This is a genomic window from Pseudoalteromonas sp. Of7M-16, assembly GCF_022347805.1.
Lineage (GTDB): Bacteria > Pseudomonadota > Gammaproteobacteria > Enterobacterales > Alteromonadaceae > Pseudoalteromonas > Pseudoalteromonas luteoviolacea_F.
Genome location: NZ_JAKRFY010000001.1, coordinates 423,495 through 448,463 on the forward strand (window position 1 = coordinate 423,495; position 24,969 = coordinate 448,463).

Below are 24,969 nucleotides of genomic sequence, written 5' to 3' on the forward strand. Positions count from 1 at the left end.
TAAAACGAATATCAAATTGAAAAAAGCTCACATGACGACGCGTAAAGTGACAACGCAATTTCTTCTTTAGGTTCACTGCGTAATTGGCATACATGCTTAAAAACATCCATCAACCGCGCTGGCGTATTGATCTGCCCCTGATAGCCAAAAACGGGCATTGATGGCGCATCAGTTTCAATTACAAAGCTAGACAATGGCAATGCACTCACCACATCTCGGGTCTTTTTCGCCCGCGGATAGGTGATAGTACCACCCAGACCAAGTTTAAACCCTAAATTGACATAATATTGAGCTTGTTGCCGAGAACCCGAAAAGGCATGGATCACACCACCAAACTTAGGTTTTGTTTGCTTGAATGATTGCGCAATTAGATGATGGCTTTGGCGATGGTGCACAATCAAGGGCAACTCTAACGTATTAGCCAGTTGGATGTGATCAGTAAAAATTGCCTGTTGTAGGGGCAGATCTGCACATTGACTATCAATACCGCACTCGCCAATGGCCACCAACCTCTCTCTATGGCGTGTTGCCAAATCAGCCAACTGCGCCATTTCTTGGCGGCTATCTGGTGTCAAAAAATATGGGTGTAGACCAAACGCAATATGGCAGCACGAATACACTTGTTGAAAATCTATTAAACGTTTGCACTGTGCCAGAGAAACTCCTGGCACAATCAGCTTTTCGATGCCAAAAGACGCAGCGTCTGCAATTTGCAGAGTGATGTTGTCGGCAAACTCTGCAAAATCTAAATGGCAATGGCTATCGATAAATCGCATTTACGGATTTAGACGTTCAATCGACCAGCTGTCATCTGGTTGTTTTACGTACATGAAACGGTCGTGAAGTCGATGCTCTCCACCTTGCCAGAACTCTATTTTATGAGGCACAACACAATACCCGCCCCAAAAGTCCGGTAGTGGAATATCACCCTTAGCAAACTTACTTTTCATATTTTGGAATGTTTGCATCAAAGCTTGTCGAGACGAAACTGGACGGGATTGTTGAGATGCCCACGCCGCCAGCTGACTCTCTTTAGGGCGAGACAAAAAGTATTTCGCCACAGCAGCGGTACTTAACGGCTGAGCTTCTCCGTATACAATCACTTGTCGCTCAATTGCATGCCATGGAAAGTGCAGAGATATCTTGTTATTGATAGCTAAATCTTGTGCCTTTTTTGAACCCGTGTTGGTAAAAAATACAAAGCCATTTTGATCCAGGTTTTTCAACAACACAATACGCTGTGACGGCTGGCCTTGTGCATCCACCGTTGCCACAACCATGGCAGTTGGATCCGCTGTAAACTTTGCATCAACGGCTTGTTGTAGCCAAATTTCAAACTGTTCAATTGGATTATCTTTAAGCGCTTCTCGACGCAACCCATCCTGCACATACTCTCTGCGGATATCATCTAATTTCATCTTGGCGATTCCTTAGCATATTAAAAAGGTGCTTACTCTCATCAGTAAACAAAAAGCCGCCTAAAGTGGCGGCTTTTACAACATTAACCAATCAATGGAGCTTACATTTGCTCCATTACTTCAATGCCTAATAGGTCTAAGCCTGTGTGTAGTGTTTTTGCCACTAAGTTACATAGTAGCAAACGACTCTCTCTCGTTTGCTCTGCCACATCATCTTTCAAAATCGGGCATGCTTCGTAGAACGACATATATAAACTGGCAAGTTCATATAGGTATCCACACAATACGTGTGGCGTCGCTTCATTGATCATTAGATCAAGGACTTCTTCAAGTTGCAATAACTTAAGAGCCAAAGCCTTTTCTTGTGGCTGTGCAATTATGATCTGACCGTTCAATGAATCGCTATTGACCGCAGCTTTACGGAAAATACTTTTAACACGAGTATATGCATACTGAAGATATGGGGCTGTTGCACCTTCAAAGCTCAGCATGGTGTCCCAATTGAAGATGTAGTCGCTTGTACGATGCTTTGACAGATCAGCATATTTAACTGCGCCAATACCTACTTTGCGGGCAATTTCTGCGCGCGCTTCTTCAGAGAGTTCAGAGGCGCGCTCCGCCAGTTTGTCTGATGCACGACTCACGGCTTCATCTAGCAAATCAGCAAGCTTAATCGTACCACCTGTACGTGTCTTGAACGGCTTACCATCGTCACCCATCATAGTACCAAAAAGACTTGGTTCGTAGCTGGTTTTGTCTTTCAAAAACCCGGCTTTACGCGCTGTGATCTCAACTTGATTGAAGTGAAGACCCTGACGTGCATCAACAAAAATCAAGATACGGTCAACGTCAAGCTCATTTGAACGGTAATCGCACGCAGCTAAATCTGTTGTAGAGTATAAGAAGCCACCACCTGATTTTTGTACGATGAATACCGATGGCTCACCATCTTTATTCGCTAATTCATCAAGGAATACTACTTGCGCACCTTGGTCTTCTACCGCAATGTCTTTTTCTTTGAGTAACTCAATAACACCGTTCAAACGATCGTTATAAGCACTTTCCGCTTTGATGTCTTCGCGTCCCAATGTCACATTGAGTTTTTTGTACACTTCTTCAGAGTGCTTCACCGAGGTGTCGATGAATAACTGCCACAATTTTTCACAGTGCGCATTACCACCTTGTAATTTCACAACATAGTCACGGGCTTTATCAGCAAAACCTTCTTCATCATCAAAGCGTTTTTTCGCATCACGATAAAAGCTTTCTAAATCAGCCAGTGCCACCGCCTCAAGATCAATACCTTGCTCAAGTAAATCTTCAAGGTGTGCGATCAACATACCAAACTGAGTACCCCAGTCACCCATGTGATTTTGACGGATAACTTTATCACCACGGAACTCAAGGGCGCGCACAACGGCATCACCAATGATGGTAGAACGCAGGTGACCAACGTGCATTTCTTTAGCCAGATTTGGCGATGAGTAATCCACAACGACTTTATGTGGGGTCGCGTGTTCTGCTACACCAAGCTTTGCATCTTGGTTGGCTGATTCTAAGCTTGATGCTAAGAACTCTGGTTTTAGATGAATATTAATAAAACCAGGGCCTGCAATTTCAGTTTTTGCAGCAACATCGTCGATATCTAAGTTATCAATGATCTTTTGTGCAACTTCACGCGGATTCGTTTTGAGCGCTTTTGCGGCGCCCATTGCACCATTGATTTGGTAATCACCAAATTGCGGGCGAGTAGATTGTGTAACCGCAGGGTTTGTGCCTTCAGGAATGCCCGCAGCTTGCATCGCGGTATTGGCTTTTTCTATTAATAGAGTTTTGATATTCATTTGTTATCCTGTGATCCTTGCCAGCCATCAAGCCAGCAAGGTTAAATTCAATTTAAGCGCTTATTAGTGTTCACGTGTATGATGGAACTTAACATCAGGATAGCGTTCCATTGATAAGTTTAAATTTACACGGCTAGGTGCAATGTAAGTTAAGTTATCACCACCATCAAGGGCCAAATTTGCTTCGCACTTGCGTTTAAACTCAGCCATCTTCTTATCGTCGTCACACGTCACCCAACGGGCTGTTTGTACTGCCACGCTTTCGTAAATTGCATCTACGTTATATTCAGCTTTTAGGCGCGCTACAACCACATCAAACTGAAGCACACCGACCGCACCTACGATTAAACTGTTATTTTGTAGAGGTCTAAATACCTGTACCGCACCTTCTTCTGACAGCTGCACTAAGCCTTTTAATAACTGCTTTTGCTTAAGCGGATCTTTTAAACGAATGCTACGGAATAATTCTGGCGCGAAATTTGGTATACCACTGAATTTCAGCTTCTCACCTTGCGTGAAGGTATCACCGATTTGGATTGTACCGTGGTTATGCAAGCCAATGATGTCACCAGCATATGCCTCTTGAGCACGCTCACGATCACCCGCCATAAAGGTTACCGCGTCGGAGATGCTGACTTTTTTGCCAATACGTACATGGTCCATCTTCATACCTTGAGTATATTTACCCGATACGATACGCATAAAAGCAATACGGTCACGGTGTTTGGGGTCCATATTCGCTTGAATTTTGAATACAAAGCCTGAGAACTTTTCTTCTTCAGCTTTTACTTCACGCTCTTCAGTTTGACGTGGCATTGGCGTTGGCGCCCATTCTGTTAAACCGTCAAGCATATGGTCAACACCAAAGTTACCTAATGCTGTACCAAAGTAAACTGGTGTTAGCTCACCCGATAAAAATAACTCATGATCAAACTCATTTGATGCTCCGATCACCAGCTCTAGCTCTTCACGGAGCTGCTCGGCTAACTCATCACCGATTTCGACATCTAGATCTGGATTGTCTAAGCCCTTAATGATGCGTTTTTCTTGGATAGTATGGCCTTGACCCGTTGCGTATAAAATCGTTTCATCACGATGAATGTGGTACACGCCTTTAAATTCTTTACCGCAGCCGATTGGCCAAGTGATAGGTGCACACATGATATTCAGTTCTGTTTCGACTTCGTCCATCACTTCCATTGGGTCACGGATGTCACGGTCAAGCTTGTTCATGAAAGTCACGATTGGCGTGTCACGTAAGCGAGTAACTTCCATTAATTTACGAGTTCTATCCTCAACACCTTTTGCCGCATCGATTACCATTAGACATGAGTCAACAGCAGTCAGTGTACGGTAAGTATCTTCAGAGAAATCTTCGTGTCCCGGGGTATCTAGTAGGTTTACCAATGCATCATTATACGGGAACTGCATCACCGAGGTTGTTACCGAGATACCACGCTCTTTTTCCATTTCCATCCAGTCAGATTTTGCGTGCTGGTTTGAACCACGACCTTTTACCGTACCGGCTTTTTGTAACGCCTTTCCGAATAAAAGTACTTTCTCTGTTATGGTGGTTTTACCCGCATCCGGGTGAGAAATAATGGCAAAAGTACGGCGAAGCGATACTTCTTGCTGGATACTGTTGTTTGACATTGAAAACTCTACTTTTGGCTTATCTGAGTGTGACTATTAACTGATAACACTCAGCTGTGAACACATATCCGCATATTGTCTCTGATCCTGACTATTTTAACAACTTATCGGCACATAAATTGACGAAAAACTGCGGTATTTCTAACCTTGACCAATCTCATGTTACGTTCCACATATGCCGCCATCAACATTCATTAAGCGATTTTCTGGATATAAAAACTTGGCCTCTTTGATATACCCGCTTGAACGCTGCGGCCCCTATACAATTTTATTTAAATTGTTAGGATAGATATCCATAACCAATAATAAAAAATATTCAATGACTACAAAACTATTTACAACGCCAAAGCCTAACCCTCAGGCAACCACTCGACTTTTCTGCTTTCCTTACGCAGGCGGTGCTCCAAGCATTTTTATACCTTGGTTAGATAAATTACCCGCTCATATTGAAATAGTCCTTGTCCAGTTACCCGGACGCGGTGCCCGGCTCATGGAGCCCCCCCATGACAAAATGCACTTAATTATTGAAGAGCTAATGCAACAAAGCGACTTTATTACTCAAAAGCCATGTGTGTTTTTTGGTCATAGTCTCGGTAGCCGTGTCGCCTATGAACTTGCTTACTCCTTGCAAAAAGCAAACAAAACGCTGCCAGTTAAAATGATAGCCTCAGCTAGTCGAGCACCACATTTAGCCGGCCAGAAACAACCTATTTACCATTTACCTAAGCAAGAGTTCATCAAAAAACTTCGTGAACTCAATGGTACACCACAAGAAATTCTGGCAAATGCCGAACTAATGGATCTGTTTTTACCACTGCTACGCGCTGATTTCGAAATCGCAGATTGTTATCGGGCTGAGCCACACCCTCTCCCACTGCCTATCGATGTCTTTTTTGGTCACGATGACGTTGATATATCACAAGCTCAACTTGATGCGTGGCAGTCGCTGTCAAGCTTGCCAATTCAGCAACACGCTTTTAATGGCGATCACTTTTTTATCAACACACTCAGCGACCAAGTGGTAGCAAAAGTATCTGACATACTAGCCACCATATAGATAAAGCACTTGAATGGGTCATTGCGAGACCCATTCCCCCAGCCAAAACTGTACAATTATCACCCTCCTTTGTAAACTAAAGTTAACCCGCAGTCCTAGACATAGGTACACAATACCAATTACTATAAAACGCTAAATAGTTTGTATTCTCACAATGAAGAAACTCGCTCACTTTGTATTAAAATGATTGCTAGAAGCGTGCGCGAATGACAGCCATGACTTTAAGCCAACTCATTGATATTAAAAGGATGATAATAAAATGAGAAAAATATTCGTGTTGTCAGTGCTGACATTGGCACTGTGTGGTTGTAAAAGCCTTGTTGAAAAAGGACATAACTTATTTGAAGCAGGAATGTATTCACAATCAGCTGAATATTATGAGCAAGCATTGGTTGAAGATCCGCACAATATTGATGCACAAAAAGGACTACTACAGGCCCGTAATAAAATATTAGATAAAGGTTTGATCGACGTTCGAATGTTGCGCTTAGGAGGCAACCCGACTGGCGCAGCAATGAAATTAGAGTCATTATTACGCAATCAAATTGAATGGCAAGTAGAGCCACTTGGGCCCATCGCCAATACTCAGAATGAAGAAATTGAATATGCTACATTGTGGTTGAAGCAACGTGCCGAACAATTGGGCCAATCCCGCTTTCCAGATCAATTCCGCTTTTTTGAACATCGCTATTCATTTTTAATCGGCAACGCGCAGCTGCACAATCAATTTTCGGCATATCGTGTTCCGTTGCAAAATAAGGCACATGCCCTGTGTACTCGTATGTTCACACAGGCAAATAACACGCGTTTTTATTTACGCCAATTTACTGAAAAATACTGCATGGCATGGGATCTACCACAAAACTTCACTCCAATGACCCAAGATCCAAGCCGCTATTCAAGTATCGCACTGACACCGCGATTCAACGTCAATTTGCACCGTACTAGCCGACAGGCGAACTCGTTACAGACAGCGTCTTCTGAATTAAAGCAAATATTCAGAGAAAGCCTATGGTATAGCCCAGTCGGACAACAGACTTTTAGACTCAAATTTGATGCGAGGTTGGAGCATATCAGAGACGCTAAACTGGTCAATCGCCAGAAGCACTTTACCATTGTTGAAGAACGTCACAATCCAAACGATCCATCGGATAAACTCGATGTCGAAGTAAAAAAAGCCTACAACTACCCAGTCACCGAATTTACCGAGCAATTTAGTGTCGATGCAAAATATGAAGGCACCATTGCAGCTCAGCCAATAGAGTTTCGAGTGGACGACAGCCAAACTCACTATACGCAAAGCCACCAAGCGGATTTTCCACAACTCAAAATCAAACCTGTTAAAGCTACCTTTCTAGATGTTGACTCTAAATTAAGTACACAACTGGACGCGCTACAGCAAGATTTTAAGTCACAACTAGATCGTATCTGGGTCGAAACTCATTGCAATGGCTTAATCGGTGCGCACTATGGTGAATACATTCTGCGCTGTGGCAAAATTTCTCCACAGCATGAATTTGTAAACAGCTGGTTCAAAAAACAATTCGGTTTAACCTACTACGAAATGGCATCACTGTATGCGCTTTAGCGTTGTTTTTCATCATCAGCAAGGCAATACGGTTGTGCGATCGGCTTGCCTTGTTGATAAAACTCGCTAGGCTTGCCTTTTCCAAGTAAACGCCAGAGCGCTATTTTAAATGCTAAATGCACAACAACACGCTTGTGAGACCATTGCCCCTTAATTTCAGCTGGAATTTCAGCATTGGCAAACTTGCAGAAAACGCTGCCAATAGGTGGCCCAACTGTCTCGTTTAGATCCTCTTCAATACAACCTTGCAACAGTCCTACTAAAGGCCAACGTGCATTCACGGTATTTCCCAACGGTGTATTGCAACATGCAGCAAACCAGCGGTGAACACCGCCTTTTGTCACCGTAAGGCAAGCTATTTGCTGTTTTCCCTGGTGCACCTCAAGTTGCGATGAGCTAACCTGAAAAACGTCTGAGCCGCCATACTCATTGAGCATTTGATTTTGCCCAAGGTGCCTTACAAATTTCTGGCAATCATCACAATAACAAACCACACGATTATGAAATAGCCGATTTCCATAAGATACGGTGCCACGCACTTTGGAGCAGCGACAACTAAAATTCAAACATTTATCCATACAGTGTCCTTATCGCAACAGTCATAGTCACGATAAGATGAATATCATGACCTTCACTCCTATCCTATCACCCCTTTAAAACACAATAAAATACCTACGGGGCTTGGCGTTGGCAGAGCTTCATGCTAGTTTTCTGCAAAACAAAATAAATTGGGAATTACTATGCCAAAGGCCAGTGAAATAAAAAAACATGCGGCGATTGAATACAATGGTCGAGTTATGATTGTGCGTGATATCGAGCGCTCGGTACCGCAAGGTCGTGCAGGTGGTAGTCTTTACCGCATGCGTATGTACGATGTCGTAAATAACGGCAAAGTAGATGAAACATTCAAAGCTGAAGAAATGCTGAAACTGGCAGATCTAACCCGTCGCCCTGCTATGTTTTCATACGTAGATGGCGAAGAGTATGTATTTATGGATGAAGAGGACTACACGCCTTATCACCTAAATAAAGAAGCTATTTCTGAGCAGGTATTATTCATTAACGAAGATACAAAAGGCCTATCAGTCGTTGTTGTTGAAGGCAGTCCAGTATCAATTGATTTACCGTCAAGTGTAGAACTTGTGATTGAAGAAACATCACCTTCTATCAAGGGGGCTTCAGCCAGTGCTCGCACTAAACCAGCAACACTGACCACGGGGCTAATCGTACAAGTTCCGGAGCACATCTCAACGGGTGATAAAATCAAAATCAATACCACCGAAGTTAAATTCATGGGTCGTGCAGACAGCTAATACCGTTTGAAAGCGATACCTAAAGCCGGATAGCCCGGCTTTTTTATTACCTCCTCAATCTCACCTGTTACTAAGTTCTTAGCTAAAGTTTAGAAGTTAAAATAAAACTTTGAATTGCTGCAATTTTGTGCCAATAATAAATGGAACGTTCCAAATAAAAACAATCAAGATAATGGGAGTTAGTCATGAGAAGATTTGCACTGTGTGCTCTAGCACTTGCTATTCAATCGACATCAATACACGCACATTCAGGACATACACATCAACATACTCAACAAACTGAACTCAATGAGTGGCAAGATAAAATAAGTTACAAAAAAGGCCAGCGAGTTACCTACCAAGGTGCTGTATATAAGGCTAAATGGTGGTCAGAAGGAGATTTACCAGCAACCAACACGTCGGGCGCTTGGCAGTTTGTGCAATTTATTAATGACGAAGGTGAGGTATCTAACCCTTGGCTGCATGCACAAGTTTATACAAAGGGACAAGTGGTAGCGTACAAGGGAGAAGTTTTTAAAGCTAAGTGGTGGACATTAAACGAAGTGCCGGGTGCAAGCCAAGTATGGGAGAAAATAGCACACGATAAAAAGAACGATCCAATTTCACAAATGAGTTTAATTGGCCACAACATTATTCTGAATGAGCAAAAAGCAGAATCACCAGCCGGTGAATCCCTAAACAATGCATTTGATGGCGATCCTCGTACCAAATACGTGACGCTTAAACCACAAGGCTGGATCCAAGTATCGCTAGCGCAGCCACAAAGCCTCACCCAATATCAGTTTACCTCAGCGAATGACGCACCGGGTCGAGATCCTCACAACTGGACACTAAAAGGCTCTAACGACGGTGAAAACTGGCAAACAATAGATCAGCGTAACGAGCAAGTGTTCAGTAAACGCTTCGAGCAAAAAAGCTATCAATTGTCAGAAGAACAGCCATACCAACACTACCGTTTTGAATTAACACATAAAGGCACCGATGACTGGGGTTATGATCTCTTGCAAATAGCCGAACTAGACTTGTTTACCAACACTCAATTGCCAATTGCTGGAATAACAAGTGACTCCAATACCGTATTTGTTGGTGAAACCATTGAATTTAAAGATGCTAGCCTCAACAAACCAAATAGTTTTGAATGGCAGTTTGAACAGGGTATCCCCGCCGCTAGTTTAGCAAAAAACCCGCTAGTCTCATTCAAGACTCCTGGCGTCAAAAATATTGAACTGACGACGTACAATTGGCATGGTCAAAGTGAAACAGTGACTCAAAAGGTGAAGGTCGTCGACCCAGCAAACCCTTGGCAGGGGTTCGCTTATCCGGAAATTAAATTTGCCCACGAAGATACTCAGAGCGAAGGATATAAGCGTATTCATAGACTCTTTCCTGATTTGGAAAAAACCATCAACGATGTAACGCTACAGGTCAATCAGTATTTATATAAACACTATGGTGAGTCACCAGAGTTTGATTCAGTCACATTTAGCCTGAAGTGGATGGATACCTTAGCTTATCGCGCGGGCTCTGGCCGCAATATGGAAATCGCATTCAGTACAAAATACATCACAGAATCACTGGCCAATGCCAGCGATGACGAAGTGATCTATGAGTTGCTCGGCGTTTTCTGGCATGAACTTGTACATGGCTACCAACACTTCCCAACAGGGGCAATGGCTGATGGCAATGAAGCACATGCCATCATTGAGGGCATCGCGGATCTAGTGAGGATCCGAGCAGGCTTCCATGCGACACGCAGCCCTTCACCTTCGAAAAACTGGCTCGGCGGTTATACCAATACAGGCTTCTTTTTATCTTGGATACAAGATAACTACGACGAAGACTTCACCTACAAAATAAACCAAATGGTACTGACTAGCCAAAAAGAAGGCTGGGAATGGACACTTGAAGAGGCGCTCAAACGCATTTTAAATCAAGATATCAATACTTTATGGCAGAAATATCAAGCTACTTTAGGCGCTGCCCCCGAAGCCCCAGCCATTCCTGATGAGCAACTCAGTTTGATAACATTGGGCGGGGAAGCAAGTGCTACCGCGGTGCCTGCTGATCCAATCTATGACGTTACAAATGCCTTTGATGGCGATCGCTATACTAAATATCTCACTTTAAATGCACATTCTGAAATCACCTTTTCTACTTTTGGTGCTGGACAACTGGGTGCGTATCGCTTAACCGTTGGCGACAACCAACCTAGCAGAGACCCTAGCAGTTGGACTTTATATGGATCCTCTGATGGTACTAATTGGCACCAAATAGACACGCAGTCACATCAGGTATTTGAACAGAGATTGGAAACTCGGGAATTTAGCGTTGCACCAACTCAAAGTTTCAAGCATTTTAAATTTAACTTCACTAACAGTGGTAGCCAAAGTAATGGCCAGTCCTTATTTCAAATCGCAGAGATCGATTTGTTAGCCGATAAAACAACCGCCACGTTACCAGTCACACTTGAAAACTTTGTTTTACTCGGTGGGGAAGCCAGTGCTGAACACGAAGGGTTTAGTCAATGGGGAGAGGGCTACCAAAGTGCCTTTGACGGTGATCACAGCAACAAGTATGTCGCGCTGACCAAACAAGGTTGGTTGCAATTCAATACAACACAGCCACGCACTTTAAAGGCATACAGTATCACCAGTGGCAATGACGCTCCGGAACGAGATCCTGCACAGTGGATTGTGTCAGGTTCTAATGACGGCGTTCAATGGCACACACTGGATTCTCGTCAATCACAACAATTTGAATCACGTAATCAAACAAAAACCTTCCGCATTGAAAACGATGTTGCATACTCTCAATTTCGCATTGAGCTAACGCATACCGCCACCGATGCAAATGGTAACGACTTATTACAACTATCTGAAATTGAACTGTTTAACGCTAAATAAATTACATCTCTGGGACAGGGTACTCATGTACCTTGTCCTATCTGTATACAAAGCCCTTCCTTGTTAGCCATCGACAACACTCGCTCCGACGCTACACTTTTTCAGTTTTGGCTATACGCGACACGGCGTAAAAACTTGAGAAATTATGCAAGCCATCATATGATCCTTATTTGCACAATGAATGGATAGTTTGACGGACTGTAACAGGTATATATGGATATCAGGATAGATGAAAACCAGTAAGCTCAGTATCAGGTTGCTTTGGTACATCACACCGCTTGTGATTTTGCCTTTGTTATTTCTCGGTGGCTTTACACTGACCAATGTAACTAGCTCAACGCAAAAGCAAGCAAAGCTCATTGTCAGCCGCTTTGTCGAGCAACAGCAGCAGAAAATGTTCAACTACATGGAAATCTATCAGTCAACGACCAAACTGCTGTCCACCTCACCTGTACTAAGTGACTTTTTACTGACTCCCCCTGACGAAAAGCAAGTAAAAACAAAACGCCTAGGTGCGTTGATGGATGTATTTGCAAGCTACAGTGAAGCCTATCCAGATATTCTCAGCATTAATTTAGTTGATGCAGAAGGCAATAGTCACGCCTTTTATTCCAGCAATCTGAGCTTCGCACCTGACGACTACCCTTTTTTTGACCAAGTGCTCAAAAGTAACTTGCGCCAACAACAATATATGCTGCCTGCAAAAGATGACGGTACTCAGCTCTATTTTGTACAACAAATTTACAGCGTCAACTTTCACCTCAAAAGGCCTCAGCGCCAAGGCTATATCATAGTTCGAGTAGCCCCTTCTATTATCAGCAGTAGCATATTAGAAGCGCCTTATGACAACACATTGAACCTGCTGGTATCTGCACAAGGTGAAGTACTTTTCTCTTCAGATGGGCAGTTTTCTTCTAGTTATTTAAGCGATGAGGAAATGGCGCAAATAAGCTCATTGGCTGATAGAGGTAAGCTTGATTCTATTGTTTTACCTTCTGTGGATGGGCTTAAACGCATGACCTACAGTGCGCAGCTAAGTGGTGGGTATTACTATATATCGACAATACCAAAGAGCATTCTATATCAGTCGGGCAAAGCTATTAGCCTTATCACTGCCCTCATAGTGATCCTCTCTGTGGTAACACTACCTGTGCTCATCTTCATTGTGGTACGTAACCTCTTACTTACCCCTATAGAACTGCTTGGTGAAGCCAGCCACCGTGTTGGAGATGGTGATTTATCTGTCTTTCTACCTGCTCATGATGATGATGAAGTTGGCACTTTATTTGATGATTTCAATCACATGGTTAAACAGATCAGAGACTTCCAAGGTGAGTTAGAAGACTACAAACTCCACCTTGAGGAAAAGGTAGAGAACAGAACACGTGCTTTGGAAGAAATGAACCAGCAGCTTGAAGTTGCAATTAAAGAAGCCGAGCAAGCCAACCAACTAAAAAGCCGATTTTTAGCCAATATGAGTCATGAGATCCGCACGCCTTTAACCGCGATTATGGGATTCACAGAACAGCTATTGCATAACCCAAATGCTAAAAATGCAGATTTGCACTTAGACACCATTTTGAGAAACTCTAAGCACCTATTGGAGCTAATTAATAATATTCTCGATTTATCCAAAATCGAGGCCGAAAAGCTCGCTGTTGAACAAAATGAAATTGAGTTTTTGCCACTGCTAAAAGACATTGAGTCGATTATTCAGCCCCTCGCTGAAGAAAAGCAATTAGAATTAACACTTGATTACGCGTTTCCACTGCCCAAAGTCCTCAACAGTGATGAAACCCGCCTCAAGCAAATCCTGCTCAATATCGCCAGCAATGCCGTCAAGTTTACGGAGCACGGCTTTATCTCTATCGGGATTGATTTTAACACCCAAAATGACCAGTTTGTATTTGTTGTCAAAGATACGGGTATTGGTATGTCTCAAAGTGAGATGGAGCGTGTGTTTAAGCCTTTTGAACAGGCCGACACCACCACCACTAGGCGTTTTGGTGGCACAGGACTAGGACTATGTATTTCCAAAAATCTTGCGCAATTGTTAGGTGGAGACGTTCAAGTAAACAGTGAGCAAGGCAATGGCAGTACTTTTACAATCACCATCTCTGCCAATCACGCAAGCCAAGATATTCAATGGATAGACTGTGACTCGTATATTCACAATCAAACCAGCAACTCGCAAAAGCTCGCTGAAACCCAGTTAGAAGCAACTATTTTGTTAGCCGAAGATAACAAAGATAACCAAGAGCTGATCTCCTTACTGCTAAGTTCTTGGGGTCTGGTCCCAGACATCGCCAATAACGGCGCTCAAGCCGTGGAGATGTCATTGATCAACGATTACGACTTAATCTTAATGGATATGCAAATGCCGGTTATGGGTGGATTGGAAGCCACTGAGATGCTCAGACACGCAGCCTATGACGGCCCTATTGTCGCTTTGACAGCCAACATTATGAAGCATGACATAGACACCTACCTTGCCGCTGGGTGTAACGCAACACTCGGAAAACCAATCGACAGAGAAAAGCTCGGGGCGGTATTACTGGAGTTTCTCGAATTGGCGAACGACAACGCGTCTAAATGGAATAATTTACTCAAAAGCGAAAAGTTCTTACAGATCAGCCAAAATTATTTAGAAAAACTGCCCGAGCAACTAGAGCTGGTTGAATCTCTTTATCAGAATCAAGAGTGGGAATCGCTTCGTGCGCTCGCTCATAGCCTTAAAGGCAGTGCGGGCTGTTTTGGGTTTAGTAATATTCACAGTGCCGCTGGAGAGCTTGAAAGCAGCCTGCAAGAGAATAACAAAGCACAGTGGCAATACACAACGCTACAGCTTACGCAGGCGATCCGATACACATTAGAAAACGAAGACGTTCAGCTACAAGCAGTAAAATAACAAGCCAACAATATTAATTTTTAAACTCTAAGCCCATTAAAACCGCATCTTCTCTGCCTGATTCAGTAGGGTAATAGTTTTTTCGCGTCCCCATAATGCTCAGGCCTACTTTTTTATAAAGTGCAATGGCTGCTTGATTAGATGCTCGCACTTCTAGAAATAGGTTTTCAGCTTGTTCATCACGACATTGCTGAATTAATGCTTGCATAAGCTCTGTCGCTATCCCCTGCCCCTGGCGCTTTGGGTCAACACAAATATTCATCAAGGTATAGTCTGGCCCTGCTCGCTCTGCAATAAAATAACCGACCACCCCCTGTTCAGAATCTCGGCATGCGTTAAAATATCGCCCGCCGATACAAGAGGTCAGAGTTTTTTCACTCCACGGGTGGCTGTGGCACGCATTTTCAATTCGCATGATATCAGCTATTGGAAATTGGGCTAACGCCTCGCTACGTAGATACTGCATGATATATCACTTGCCATAATTGTTGTTTTTGCGTCGCGGTTAAGTGTTCATTCGGTAGAGTGAGTGTTGTACCGTGCAGTGCAATTGATTCTCCCGAGATCACCTCTAAACTCTCACAGTTCAACGCAAGCGCGATATCTTCAGCCAAACGCACAGGCAATGCCAAAGGAACAGAAACACTGTTGGCATCATTTGACGCAGTGTGTGTGTCATATTGCGCTTTAAGTTTGAGTGGTGTTAAACCAAGTAATTGAGCATGTATCGGGTGCATGGTAAAAATACTTTTTTATTGAGTCTAAATGGAAGTATTAAAAGAATCAATTAAGTGGGTAAAGTAAGAAGTGGCAGGGGCGGCAGGACTCGAACCCGCAACCATCGGTTTTGGAGACCGCTGTTCTACCAATTGGAACTACGCCCCTGCAATGTCGACGCATTATAAAGAGCTTTTAGAAAAGGTAAAGAGGAAAAATGCATTTTTTTGTTTGTTTGCATCATTTATAAACAAAAAGGCGAATATTTACCATATTCGCCTTTTTTTCATTCAATTAGCGGATGCTAATTGCAGTTATTCCCACTCGATTGTCGCAGGTGGTTTACCTGAAATATCATAAACAACACGAGAGATACCATCGATTTCATTGATAATGCGGTTTGAAACATGGCCTAAGAAGTCATAAGGTAGCTGTGACCAACGTGCCGTCATAAAGTCGATAGTTTCAACACAACGCAGCGATACAACCCAGTCATACTTACGTGCATCACCCATTACGCCTACAGATTTAACTGGAAGGAATACAGTGAACGCTTGAGATACTTTGTGGTATAGCTCCGCCTTGTGAAGCTCTTCAATAAAGATAGCATCTGCACGACGAAGTAAATCACAGTATTCTTTCTTGATTTCACCTAGTACACGTACACCTAAACCAGGACCCGGGAATGGGTGACGGTAAAGCATATCGTAAGGTAGACCTAACTCAAGGCCAATCTTACGTACTTCATCTTTAAACAGCTCGCGTAGAGGCTCTACTAGACCCATTTCCATATCGTCAGGCAGACCACCTACGTTATGGTGAGACTTGATCACGTGTGCCTTACCTGTTTTAGACGCCGCTGACTCAATTACATCTGGGTAAATTGTACCTTGCGCTAACCATTTAGCATTTTTCAGCTTTTTAGATTCAGCATCGAATACGTCAATGAACGTATGACCAATTGCTTTACGCTTATCTTCAGGATCAGAAAGACCAGCTAGGTCATTTAAGAACTGCTCTTCAGCATCCACTTTGATGATATTCAGGCCAAACTTATCACCAAACATTTCCATTACTTGCTGACCTTCGTTTAAACGGAGTAAACCGTTATCAACAAATACACATGTTAGCTTCTTACCAATCGCACGGTGGATAAGCATCGCCACTACTGATGAGTCAACACCACCAGATAGACCTAAAATAACTTCGTCATCACCTACTTTTTCTTTGATACGCTCTACTGCATCTTCGATGATTTGTGACGGCGTCCATAGCTTTTCACAACCACAGATATCAATCGCAAAACGCTCTAGTAAACGTGTACCTTGCTGTGTGTGTGTTACTTCTGGGTGGAATTGCACGCCATAAAAACGCTTTTCTTCCCAAGACATTGCCGCGTGTGGACACGTATCAGTTTTTGCACTTGTCACAAACGTTTCTGGAATTTCAATAACTTTATCGCCGTGGCTCATCCATACGTCAAGCTGACCAACGCCATCTTCGATATGATCTTCAATCGCTTCAAATAGTGCACAGTTACCGACTTTTTCAACTTTCGCGTAACCAAACTCTTTCTTATCAGAGCTATGTACTTTACCGCCAAGCTGCATTGCCATTGTTTGCATGCCGTAACAAACGCCAAGTACAGGTACACCCGCTTCGAATACATATTCAGGGGCGCGCGGGCTGTTTTCCTCTGTTGTCGACTCTGGACCACCAGACAGGATGATGCCCTGAGGGTTGAATTCACGGATCTGCTCTTCCGTTACATCCCAAGCCCAAAGTTCACAGTAAACGCCAATCTCACGTACACGACGTGCAATTAACTGCGTGTATTGAGAACCGAAGTCTAAGATCAAAATACGGGAATCATGGATGTCTTTGCTCATTGATAATCTCGTTAGTTAGGAAACGATAAAATTAGTAAAGCACAGCTAACCTGCTTTACCAGAATTAAAAAGGGCTAGCTGCTGCTAGCCCTGAAAATTTTGCGGGCTCAACACTCGTTGGCCGGCTTAACCTAGACGATAGTTAGGCGCTTCTTTGGTGATCTGTACGTCATGTACGTGAGACTCACCCATACCTGCTGAAGTAACACGTACAAACTCAGGTTTAACGTTAAGCTCAGCAATCGTCGCGCAACCGGTTAGGCCCATTGCACTGCGGATCCCACCAATTTGTTGGTGAATAATGGCGGCAATTGGCCCTTTGTATGCAACGCGACCTTCAATACCTTCAGGTACTAGCTTGTCTGCTTGATTGCTCTTCTGGAAGTAACGATCTGAAGAACCATCTTTTTGGTTCATCGCACCAAGAGATCCCATGCCACGGTATGACTTATAGTAACGGCCTTGGTAAAGTTCAACTTCACCCGGCGACTCTTCGGTACCAGCAAGCATTGAACCAACCATGACACAAGCAGCACCAGCAACAAGTGCTTTTACAATGTCACCCGAGAAACGAATACCACCGTCGGCAATAACTGGAATATCACGGTCTTTAAGTGCTTCAACAGCATCTGAAATCGCAGTGATTTGTGGTACACCACAGCCAGTAACAATACGTGTTGTACAAATTGAGCCAGGGCCAATACCAACTTTAACTGCGTTAGCGCCTGCGTCAGCAAGTGCCAATGCACCAGCACCAGTTGCTACGTTACCCGCGACAATTTGTAATTCAGGGTAAGCTGCGCGTGTTTCTTTAACGCGGTCAATTACACCTTGAGAGTGACCGTGAGAAGTATCGATAAGCAGAATATCAACCCCAGCTTCTACCAGTGCTTCGATACGCTCATCTGTACCAGCACCAACACCAACAGCTGCGCCTACACGTAAACGACCTTGCGCGTCTTTACATGCATTCGGTTTTTCTTGTGCTTTTTGGTAGTCTTTTACTGTGATCATGCCTTTCAGTGCAAATGCATCATCAACTACTAAGATTTTTTCGATGCGGTGTTCATGCATTAGACCAAGAATTTCTTCACGGCCTGCACCTTCTTTTACAGTGACAAGATCAGCTTTTTTCGTCATGACTGAAGAAACAGGCTTATCTAGTTGCGTTTCAAAACGCATATCACGGCTAGTTACGATGCCTTCAAGTTGGTTATCGGCACCAACTACAGGGAAACCTGAAAAACCTTTTTCGTCAGCAAGTGCGATAGTTTCAGCAATCGTTTTGTCTGCTGTGACTGTCACAGGGAAAGTAACAATACCGGCTTCGTAAGTTTTTACTTTACGGACATTGTCAGCTTGCTCTTCAATGGTCATGTTTTTGTGAATAAAGCCAATGCCGCCTTCTTGCGCGAGGGCAATCGCTAAGCGTGCTTCAGTCACTGTGTCCATTGACGCAGAAACAAGTGGCAGGTTAAGCTCGATATCGCGTGTCAGACGAGTCTTCAAACTCGCTGTGTGCGGTAGAACAGTTGAATGAGCGGGTACTAAAAGTACGTCGTCAAAAGTTAGGGCTTCTTTTGCAATTCTTAGCATGTGTGCGGCTTCTCTCAAGTGAATTCTGAGTATAAGGAATTGCGTGCGCATTTTATCAGCGTTCCTTATGCGAGTAAACAAAATTTAGCAAAAAATATGCTAAAGTGTCTGTGAATTTTTTATGGAGCTAGGTATGTCATTGCCACAAAACAACAAAGTTTATACAGTTTCGCGCCTTAATCGTGAAATACGCAGTTTACTAGAACAAGGCTTTGCTTCTCTTGAATTGACTGGCGAAATTTCAAACTTTGTCGCCCCCGCCTCTGGCCACTGGTATTTTTCCTTAAAAGATGAAAAGGCACAGGTCAAAGCAGCTATGTGGCGTGGCAACAATCGTTATTGTAAGTATCGCCCAGAAAACGGAGCGCAAGTGCAAGTCAAAGCCCGCGTATCTGTTTACGAACCGCGTGGCGACTATCAATTGATTGTCGAGCATATGGCTCCAGCAGGTGAAGGTCTGCTCAAGCAAAAGTTCGAAGCACTGCAAATGCAGCTTGCCGCAGAAGGCTTATTCAATAGTTTTCATAAAAAGCCATTACCACAACAGATCAATCGTATTGGCGTTATCACATCTGCGACAGGTGCTGCTATCAAAGATATCTTATCCGTGTTAAAACGCCGAGCACCACAATTAGAAGTAACCATTTATCCAACTCTGGTACAAGGCCAAGACGCCGCCGCACAAATTGCAGAAAGAATAGCCTTGGCAGACAAACGCAACGAAGTTGATGTACTGATTGTCGGGCGCGGTGGAGGCTCTTTGGAAGATCTATGGTGCTTTAACGAAGAAGTAGTTGCACGTGCCATTTTTACATGCTCATTGCCGATTATCAGCGCCGTTGGACACGAAATTGATACCACCATCAGTGATTACGTTGCAGATTTACGCGCGCCAACCCCATCCGCAGCTGCCGAACTAGTGAGTCCAGATAGCAGTGAACTTCTAAGCTATATCGCGGACAGAAAACAAAGGCTTATCAATGCATTAAAACGGAAAATCGCAGATGAGCAACAGCATATTCAGCGCCTCCAACAACGTCTGAGTTTGCAACATCCACAAAATCAATTGATGCAGCAAGGGCAGCGTGTGGATGAACTTCAGCAACGTTTGACCCGCGCGTTACAATACCAACAACAAAAACATCACCATAAAGTGAATGTGCTGAGCCACACATTGCTAAAATTCCACCCAGAAAAGCGTCTCAACGAAGCCAGAACCAAGCTCGAAAAGCTCGAGTCGAGACTAAATAACACCTTGCACCACCAGCTGCGTGACAAACAAAACCGCCTAGCGTTACTCTCAGCAAGGCTAGACAGTGTTAGTCCACTCGCTGTACTGTCTCGCGGTTATAGCATTACACAAAAAGATGGCAACGTACTAGCGTCGGTAGCTGACGTGCAACCAGGTGATTCACTGGTAACGCAACTGGCTGATGGGCAACTCCACACACAGGTGTCTCGTGTTGTCAAAAAAGAGGACTAACCTAATATTCTCGGCTCAGCTCATCACTGCTTTTTAAACTGAGGTGGATCTGCATCGCTTGAGTATTTTGCACTGCTGCCACCGTTTTAAATTGCTTCATCCACGGCATACGCAGTAAAGCTGTGTGAAGCTGTTGCCATTTAGGCTCGCCTTGCGGCGCGACGAAATTTAATTGGCACACGTGCAGTTTACACTCTGCCGATAGCAAATTGATGGTATCGTGCAGCTGTGCTTCATAGAGGAAATCTTCCGCAAATAACTCAACTTCTGAGGCCCAGTTATCATCACGCCTTTGATGCTCAAAAATGCTTTGCAATTGCTTTGGCACATTGTGACTTGGTTTATTCGCCATAGACTTGGCTGTGAGCATACTCAGTTGCGCCTTAATTCGTTTATTTTCTTGCTGCAGTTGTTGATTGATAAGCCGTAGATCATCCGCCTCTGCGAGTTCTGTCGACACTGGAGAGGTTTCATTTGGTTTTTCGTTGTCTCTAGAGAACTCAGGGGATTGAGCCTCGTTAATGGTAACGCCTCCTATTGAAGCGACATTACCATGAAAGGATTCTGATTGCTTTAAACCATACAATTCATAGTAAACACTCGTTAGCAATCCCCCTGCCAAAAAAGCACATCCCAGAGCAATCGTAGGCCGCATGCGTAATTGAGTTCGCTACAACATTGCGCTGGTGTGGGAATCATTAATACGACTTATCGTGTCGTCCAAAAAGTTTTGGTCCATGCTTTCTGCCGGACATGGACAATTTGGCTTACCAACTACTTTTGCAGGCACGCCAACGACTGTGGTGTGTGGTGCAACAGCTTTTAGAACCACTGAGCCGGCACCGATTCGCGCGCCTTCTCCTACCTCAATGTTGCCCAATACTTTAGCACCTGCGCCAATCAAAACGCCTGCACGGATCTTTGGATGTCGGTCCCCTTGCTCATTACCAGTACCACCGAGCGTAACTGACTGCAAGATCGATACGTTATCTTCAATAACAGCTGTTTCACCGATCACTATACCAGTCGCATGGTCAAGCATAATACCATGGCCGACTTTACAAGCAGGATGGATATCAACGCCAAAAACTTCAGAGGTGCGGCTTTGAATAAAGCGGGCGAGCTCTTTACGCTGTTGTCGCCACAGGCAGTATGCGAGACGGTGTGCTTGTAATGCATGGAAACCCTTCAAGTTTAATATCACGTTAAGATAACTATCGGCAGCCGGGTCTCGATCTTTAACAGCTTTTATATCGTGCGCAACATGCGTTAACATTCGCTCGCAATCAACAAATGCCTGATCAAACAATTCTCGGATAGTAAATGCAGACACCACGGCATCCGAAAGTTTATTTGCAACAATAAAACTGAGCGCGGCCCCCAAACATTCATGATTGAGCACACTTGAATATACGTGACTGGCGAGCAAAGGCTCTCTTTGCACCAACTCTTGTGCTTCCTCTCTCAATTGTTGCCAAATTTCGTGTCTCATAATCACCACATGTCTTTCATTTACCATCATTTGCATATCTTAGCGCGCATCACTCTGCGATAGCACTAGTAAGCAGCAAATTTCTAGTTATTAATTATAACCGAAGGTTCCTATAATGGTGTTTTTTTACCGTCTGTGTAACTTACCTCTGATAAATAAAAACGCCCCGTTTTAGCGGGGCGTTTAAGATTGTCGATCAAGGTCGGTTACTTAAACAGATCTTGAACTTGGATCACTTCAATATTGTTCGCCGGAACCGATAACTTATAGCTTTCGATCACCTTATCTTCATCCAATAGCGACTGAGGTTTTTTGACATTGTATTTTAACGGCGACACTTGCTCACTGGCTAAGCGCTGTTTCATATCTTTACCGTCACCGGTGACAAAAACATAGTGCATGTTGTCGGTCTGCAGATTGTCACGGATCACTCGGTTTACATCTTCCAATGTCAAACTGGCCAAGTTTGAGCGCACTAAACTAACAAATTCATCCGTATTATAAAATTGGCTGTCCAGCGCATAACCAAGCTGCCTGTCCTGACTTGCCACCAACTGAGGTACATAGTTGTTTAGGAAATTTCGAGTTGCCTCAAAATCTTTTTTACTCATCCCTTGCTTAATCATCTTATCTAATTCGTATACCGCTACACGGGTTGCAAAGTGTGCATCGTTATTCGAGCGCAGCGGACGCAACCACACTTGGAATATCTGCTCAGAACGACCTAAGTTTGCATCGGGTAACGTCTGGTACATACCGCGCGGGAAATACTCAATGTAGGCATAATCACCATAGTTCATACCACGGGTTTGACGAATTCGGTCAAATAAGAAAGCGCCTGCATTGCGGTGCTCTCCAAAATATGAACGTACTAACCAAAGCGCTGTCCAGTCTTTACTACTGCGGATGGTGTCGATAGGGAAACCAAAAGACACAGCTGTTGATTTAGCATTTTTTTCAACTACAGTTGCGTGGATCCCTTCTAGCTTAGGCGCATCGGAAACATTCAATCGCGCCTCTTGGCCTTTGGGAAGACTGGTCAAATCAGCAATGAGCTGTGCTTTTAATCCATCACTCAGAGCCCCTGTTAAACCTAGATTTAATTTAGACTGGGTAAATTGCTGACGATAAAAATCTTTCACGTCTTGCAATGTCAAAGCCTCTAAATCAGATAAATCGCCCAAGTTTAAACTTTCATACGCATGTCCTTGATACAGCTTGTGATAGAGCACCTCTTTGCCCAGTTCTTCATCATTAGACGACTTTAAGTCCGAGTTAATGCTATCCATCATTTCTTTTTTCAAACGATTGAAGTCATCTTCTCTAAACCCAGGATTTAGCAATTGCTCGCTCACCAACGCATACCACTGCTGGGCATTGTCTTTGTGAACACGTCCACGCAGTGCAATCATTTCTTTGTCTACCTGATGTGAGAAGCTTCCTGCAAGCGGATACATGGCTTTTTTAATTTCTTTATACGACTTGGTTGCACTGCCTCCTTTAGCTAACATGGCAGCCGTCAAAGCAGCTAAGCCTTTTTTGCCCTCAGGATCAGCTGCTGCACCGGTATAAAATAACCAGTTCACATCAACCAGTGGGGAATTGGATGTTTTATCTAACACCGTAAAATGCTGCGTCGCTGGTTGCGCCATTTGTGTACTAAGCGCATCAAGTGCAACTTCGCTATCAAACCCATCAACTTTTGCTTTCGCCGACATAGTCACGGTGTTGCGACCCGAATCCACGAAGTATTTATTTGCAATGCTGCGAATATCTTCAGGCGTGACCGTATCTGCGGTGGCATAAATTCGATTAATCACTTCAGGATCACGTTCGAAATGGACATAACTTGCCAACATTGAAGCGATTGCTTTGGAAGAATCTAAATCGTTTGCAAAGCTATATCTGAGATTTGATTTTAATGCAGCAAGCTTTTCTTCATCGACTAATTCAGTACGCGCTGTTGCATAGGTCCGATTAACTGCGTCACGCACAGTGACGAGATCTTTTTCATCTTCAACTTTGATAAAAACGTGCAACAAACCCGGATCTTTAGTTTCAGCATTATAAGTGAACAATTGCGTGGCGATTTGTTTGTCTACAACCAACTCTTGATACAGCTTTGAGTTTTTCGAAAAGTAGAGCTCGGATATCAAATCCACTGCAGCACGGTCTTTTTGTGTCGGCTCCCAAGCTGGGCCTTTGTACGATACCAGTAACCAGTGCCCTGGCTGACCTTCATTAACGACGTGCTGATATCTCGCTTCTTGCTGTTTAGGCTCAACTGGAATATCAGCCTGATACTCACCTCGCTGCCATTCGCCCCAATGCTTTTTCACCATTTTTACGGTCGCTTGTGGATCAACATCACCAACTATGATGATGGTTGCGTATTCAGGTTTGTAAAAGCGCTCGAAAAACAGATCTGCATAATTCATTTGATCTGGCATGGCTTCGATGTCTTCAAAAAAGCCCATCGTCGTATGTTTATAGGTGTGTTCATCAAATGCATTGTCGCGCACCGCACCTAATAATTTGCGGATGGGGTTGGCGTTATTTTTAAGATACTCACCTTTTACTGTCAGTGCCTCTGTTCGAAACTGCTCTTCACTAAAGTTTAAGTTTTGGAAGATATCAGCCTGAATCTCAAGCACCTTGTCTAAGTGTTCTTTAGAAAAGCTCAGATAGTAATTGGTGTAATCATTGGTTGTGTAAGCGCGATTATCCACACCTGAATTTTTGATAATATCTTTATACACAGCCTCAGGATATTTTTTTGAGCCTTTAAACATCATATGCTCAAAAAAGTGCGCAAAGCCTGTCTTGCCGTCTTCAATTTCATTGCGCGATCCCACTGATACCGGGATCTGCAAAGACACAACGTCGGGGTAATCCGTTTTAACGACCATAACGCGCAAGCCATTGCTGAGCTCTTTGAGTACATAATCATGAGAGAAAACTTTATTTTCCGTCACTTGTTTCACAGTTTTTGTGTCGCTTTGAAGACGTGACGTATTACTCGCGTTGTTAGAAGCGCAGCCAGTCAATGCCAGTGTCACAGCCAAACTGGTAGCCAAAAGCTTAAATTTCATAAGTGTCCCTAAATAC

Annotated in this window: 18 protein-coding genes and 1 tRNA gene; 6 read left to right on the plus strand and 13 right to left on the minus strand. The window is 43.6% G+C overall.

From position 1 onward, the window contains the following. Nucleotides 1-11: 11 nt before the first annotated feature. The 4 genes from MHN81_RS01900 to prfC all read right to left on the minus strand — a co-directional run bounded on the left by MHN81_RS01900 (nt 12) and on the right by prfC (nt 4,915). Nucleotides 12-776 (minus strand): TatD family hydrolase, encoded by a 765-nt coding sequence (locus tag MHN81_RS01900; RefSeq protein ID WP_023400794.1) that lies wholly within the window; start codon nt 774-776, stop codon nt 12-14. Further along, the gene (gene pdxH, locus MHN81_RS01905; protein ID WP_023400793.1) at nt 777-1,418 is read right to left on the minus strand and encodes a pyridoxamine 5'-phosphate oxidase; all 642 of its coding nucleotides are present in this window, start codon (nt 1,416-1,418) and stop codon (nt 777-779) included. 101 nt (nt 1,419-1,519) lie between these two features. Then, nucleotides 1,520-3,262, minus strand: a complete 1,743-nt coding sequence (argS, locus tag MHN81_RS01910) for an arginine--tRNA ligase (RefSeq protein WP_239424900.1) — start codon at nt 3,260-3,262, stop codon at nt 1,520-1,522. A gap of 63 nt (nt 3,263-3,325) precedes the next feature. Beyond that, nucleotides 3,326-4,915: a peptide chain release factor 3 gene (prfC, locus tag MHN81_RS01915; RefSeq protein ID WP_023400791.1), complete on the minus strand. Its 1,590-nt coding sequence runs from the start codon at nt 4,913-4,915 to the stop codon at nt 3,326-3,328. A gap of 319 nt (nt 4,916-5,234) precedes the next feature. On the opposite strand from prfC, the gene MHN81_RS01920 reads away from it, so the two are divergent. Both MHN81_RS01920 and MHN81_RS01925 read left to right on the plus strand, forming a co-directional pair. Next, on the plus strand, nt 5,235-5,972 hold the full coding sequence (locus tag MHN81_RS01920) for an alpha/beta fold hydrolase (RefSeq protein ID WP_023400790.1): 738 nt from the start codon (nt 5,235-5,237) through the stop codon (nt 5,970-5,972). A 259-nt stretch (nt 5,973-6,231) separates the two neighbouring features. Beyond that, nucleotides 6,232-7,560 (plus strand): hypothetical protein, encoded by a 1,329-nt coding sequence (locus MHN81_RS01925; protein ID WP_023400789.1) that lies wholly within the window; start codon nt 6,232-6,234, stop codon nt 7,558-7,560. On the opposite strand, the gene MHN81_RS01930 is transcribed toward MHN81_RS01925, so the two are convergent. Then, nucleotides 7,557-8,138, minus strand: coding sequence for a DUF6151 family protein (locus MHN81_RS01930; RefSeq protein ID WP_239424901.1), 582 nt, complete (start codon nt 8,136-8,138; stop codon nt 7,557-7,559). The two genes, MHN81_RS01925 and MHN81_RS01930, sit on opposite strands and share 4 nt — an antisense overlap. 162 nt (nt 8,139-8,300) lie before the next feature. On the opposite strand from MHN81_RS01930, the gene yeiP reads away from it, so the two are divergent. The 3 genes from yeiP to MHN81_RS01945 all read left to right on the plus strand — a co-directional run bounded on the left by yeiP (nt 8,301) and on the right by MHN81_RS01945 (nt 14,684). After that, on the plus strand, nt 8,301-8,873 hold the full coding sequence (yeiP, locus tag MHN81_RS01935) for an elongation factor P-like protein YeiP (RefSeq protein WP_239424902.1): 573 nt from the start codon (nt 8,301-8,303) through the stop codon (nt 8,871-8,873). A gap of 185 nt (nt 8,874-9,058) precedes the next feature. Continuing rightward, nucleotides 9,059-11,776: a basic secretory protein-like protein gene (locus MHN81_RS01940; protein WP_023400786.1), complete on the plus strand. Its 2,718-nt coding sequence runs from the start codon at nt 9,059-9,061 to the stop codon at nt 11,774-11,776. 229 nt (nt 11,777-12,005) lie between these two features. Continuing rightward, nucleotides 12,006-14,684, plus strand: a complete 2,679-nt coding sequence (locus tag MHN81_RS01945) for a hybrid sensor histidine kinase/response regulator (RefSeq protein ID WP_239424903.1) — start codon at nt 12,006-12,008, stop codon at nt 14,682-14,684. A 13-nt stretch (nt 14,685-14,697) separates the two neighbouring features. Here the strand turns inward: MHN81_RS01945 and rimI are convergent, their stop codons facing one another. The 5 genes from rimI to guaB all read right to left on the minus strand — a co-directional run bounded on the left by rimI (nt 14,698) and on the right by guaB (nt 18,886). Next, entirely contained in the window at nt 14,698-15,150 is a 453-nt protein-coding gene (rimI, locus tag MHN81_RS01950; protein WP_023400784.1) for a ribosomal protein S18-alanine N-acetyltransferase, read from the minus strand. Beyond that, a complete protein-coding gene (locus tag MHN81_RS01955; RefSeq protein WP_023400783.1) occupies nt 15,134-15,421 on the minus strand; it encodes a hypothetical protein in 288 nt (95 codons plus the stop codon). The genes rimI and MHN81_RS01955 overlap by 17 nt, the downstream gene beginning before the upstream one ends. Nucleotides 15,422-15,492: 71 nt before the next feature. Beyond that, a tRNA-Trp gene (locus tag MHN81_RS01960) sits at nt 15,493-15,569 on the minus strand. Between the two features lie 146 nt (nt 15,570-15,715). Next, a complete protein-coding gene (gene guaA / locus MHN81_RS01965) occupies nt 15,716-17,290 on the minus strand; it encodes a glutamine-hydrolyzing GMP synthase (RefSeq protein ID WP_023400782.1) in 1,575 nt (524 codons plus the stop codon). Between the two features lie 126 nt (nt 17,291-17,416). Further along, nucleotides 17,417-18,886 (minus strand): IMP dehydrogenase, encoded by a 1,470-nt coding sequence (guaB, locus tag MHN81_RS01970; protein ID WP_036976873.1) that lies wholly within the window; start codon nt 18,884-18,886, stop codon nt 17,417-17,419. Between the two features lie 133 nt (nt 18,887-19,019). Between guaB and xseA the strand changes: the two genes are divergently transcribed. Beyond that, nucleotides 19,020-20,369, plus strand: coding sequence for an exodeoxyribonuclease VII large subunit (xseA, locus tag MHN81_RS01975; protein ID WP_239424904.1), 1,350 nt, complete (start codon nt 19,020-19,022; stop codon nt 20,367-20,369). Between the two features lies 1 nt (nt 20,370). Here xseA and MHN81_RS01980 read toward each other — a convergent pair whose 3' ends face one another. The 3 genes from MHN81_RS01980 to MHN81_RS01990 form a co-directional block, all read right to left on the minus strand. Beyond that, the gene (locus MHN81_RS01980; protein ID WP_239424905.1) at nt 20,371-20,991 is read right to left on the minus strand and encodes a hypothetical protein; all 621 of its coding nucleotides are present in this window, start codon (nt 20,989-20,991) and stop codon (nt 20,371-20,373) included. A gap of 48 nt (nt 20,992-21,039) precedes the next feature. Next, a complete protein-coding gene (gene cysE / locus MHN81_RS01985; RefSeq protein ID WP_036976872.1) occupies nt 21,040-21,861 on the minus strand; it encodes a serine O-acetyltransferase in 822 nt (273 codons plus the stop codon). A 206-nt stretch (nt 21,862-22,067) separates the two neighbouring features. Then, nucleotides 22,068-24,953 carry a M16 family metallopeptidase gene (locus tag MHN81_RS01990; RefSeq protein WP_239424906.1) on the minus strand — a complete coding sequence of 962 codons (2,886 nt, stop codon included), beginning with the start codon at nt 24,951-24,953 and terminating at the stop codon, nt 22,068-22,070. Nucleotides 24,954-24,969: the final 16 nt, after the last annotated feature.

What these genes read in the sequence shown, in the direction of transcription:
- MHN81_RS01920 (WP_023400790.1), top strand. Translation starts at nt 5,235, where the DNA reads ATGACTACAAAACTATTTACAACGCCAAAGCCTAACCCTCAGGCAACC.
- guaB (WP_036976873.1), bottom strand. Translation starts at nt 18,886, where the DNA reads ATGCTAAGAATTGCAAAAGAAGCCCTAACTTTTGACGACGTACTTTTA.
- MHN81_RS01930 (WP_239424901.1), bottom strand. Translation starts at nt 8,138, where the DNA reads ATGGATAAATGTTTGAATTTTAGTTGTCGCTGCTCCAAAGTGCGTGGC.
- guaA (WP_023400782.1), bottom strand. Translation starts at nt 17,290, where the DNA reads ATGAGCAAAGACATCCATGATTCCCGTATTTTGATCTTAGACTTCGGT.
- MHN81_RS01940 (WP_023400786.1), top strand. Translation starts at nt 9,059, where the DNA reads ATGAGAAGATTTGCACTGTGTGCTCTAGCACTTGCTATTCAATCGACA.
- xseA (WP_239424904.1), top strand. Translation starts at nt 19,020, where the DNA reads ATGTCATTGCCACAAAACAACAAAGTTTATACAGTTTCGCGCCTTAAT.
- MHN81_RS01945 (WP_239424903.1), top strand. Translation starts at nt 12,006, where the DNA reads ATGAAAACCAGTAAGCTCAGTATCAGGTTGCTTTGGTACATCACACCG.
- yeiP (WP_239424902.1), top strand. Translation starts at nt 8,301, where the DNA reads ATGCCAAAGGCCAGTGAAATAAAAAAACATGCGGCGATTGAATACAAT.
- argS (WP_239424900.1), bottom strand. Translation starts at nt 3,262, where the DNA reads ATGAATATCAAAACTCTATTAATAGAAAAAGCCAATACCGCGATGCAA.
- pdxH (WP_023400793.1), bottom strand. Translation starts at nt 1,418, where the DNA reads ATGAAATTAGATGATATCCGCAGAGAGTATGTGCAGGATGGGTTGCGT.
- MHN81_RS01900 (WP_023400794.1), bottom strand. Translation starts at nt 776, where the DNA reads ATGCGATTTATCGATAGCCATTGCCATTTAGATTTTGCAGAGTTTGCC.
- prfC (WP_023400791.1), bottom strand. Translation starts at nt 4,915, where the DNA reads ATGTCAAACAACAGTATCCAGCAAGAAGTATCGCTTCGCCGTACTTTT.
- cysE (WP_036976872.1), bottom strand. Translation starts at nt 21,861, where the DNA reads ATGAGACACGAAATTTGGCAACAATTGAGAGAGGAAGCACAAGAGTTG.
- MHN81_RS01990 (WP_239424906.1), bottom strand. Translation starts at nt 24,953, where the DNA reads ATGAAATTTAAGCTTTTGGCTACCAGTTTGGCTGTGACACTGGCATTG.
- rimI (WP_023400784.1), bottom strand. Translation starts at nt 15,150, where the DNA reads ATGCAGTATCTACGTAGCGAGGCGTTAGCCCAATTTCCAATAGCTGAT.
- MHN81_RS01925 (WP_023400789.1), top strand. Translation starts at nt 6,232, where the DNA reads ATGAGAAAAATATTCGTGTTGTCAGTGCTGACATTGGCACTGTGTGGT.
- MHN81_RS01955 (WP_023400783.1), bottom strand. Translation starts at nt 15,421, where the DNA reads ATGCACCCGATACATGCTCAATTACTTGGTTTAACACCACTCAAACTT.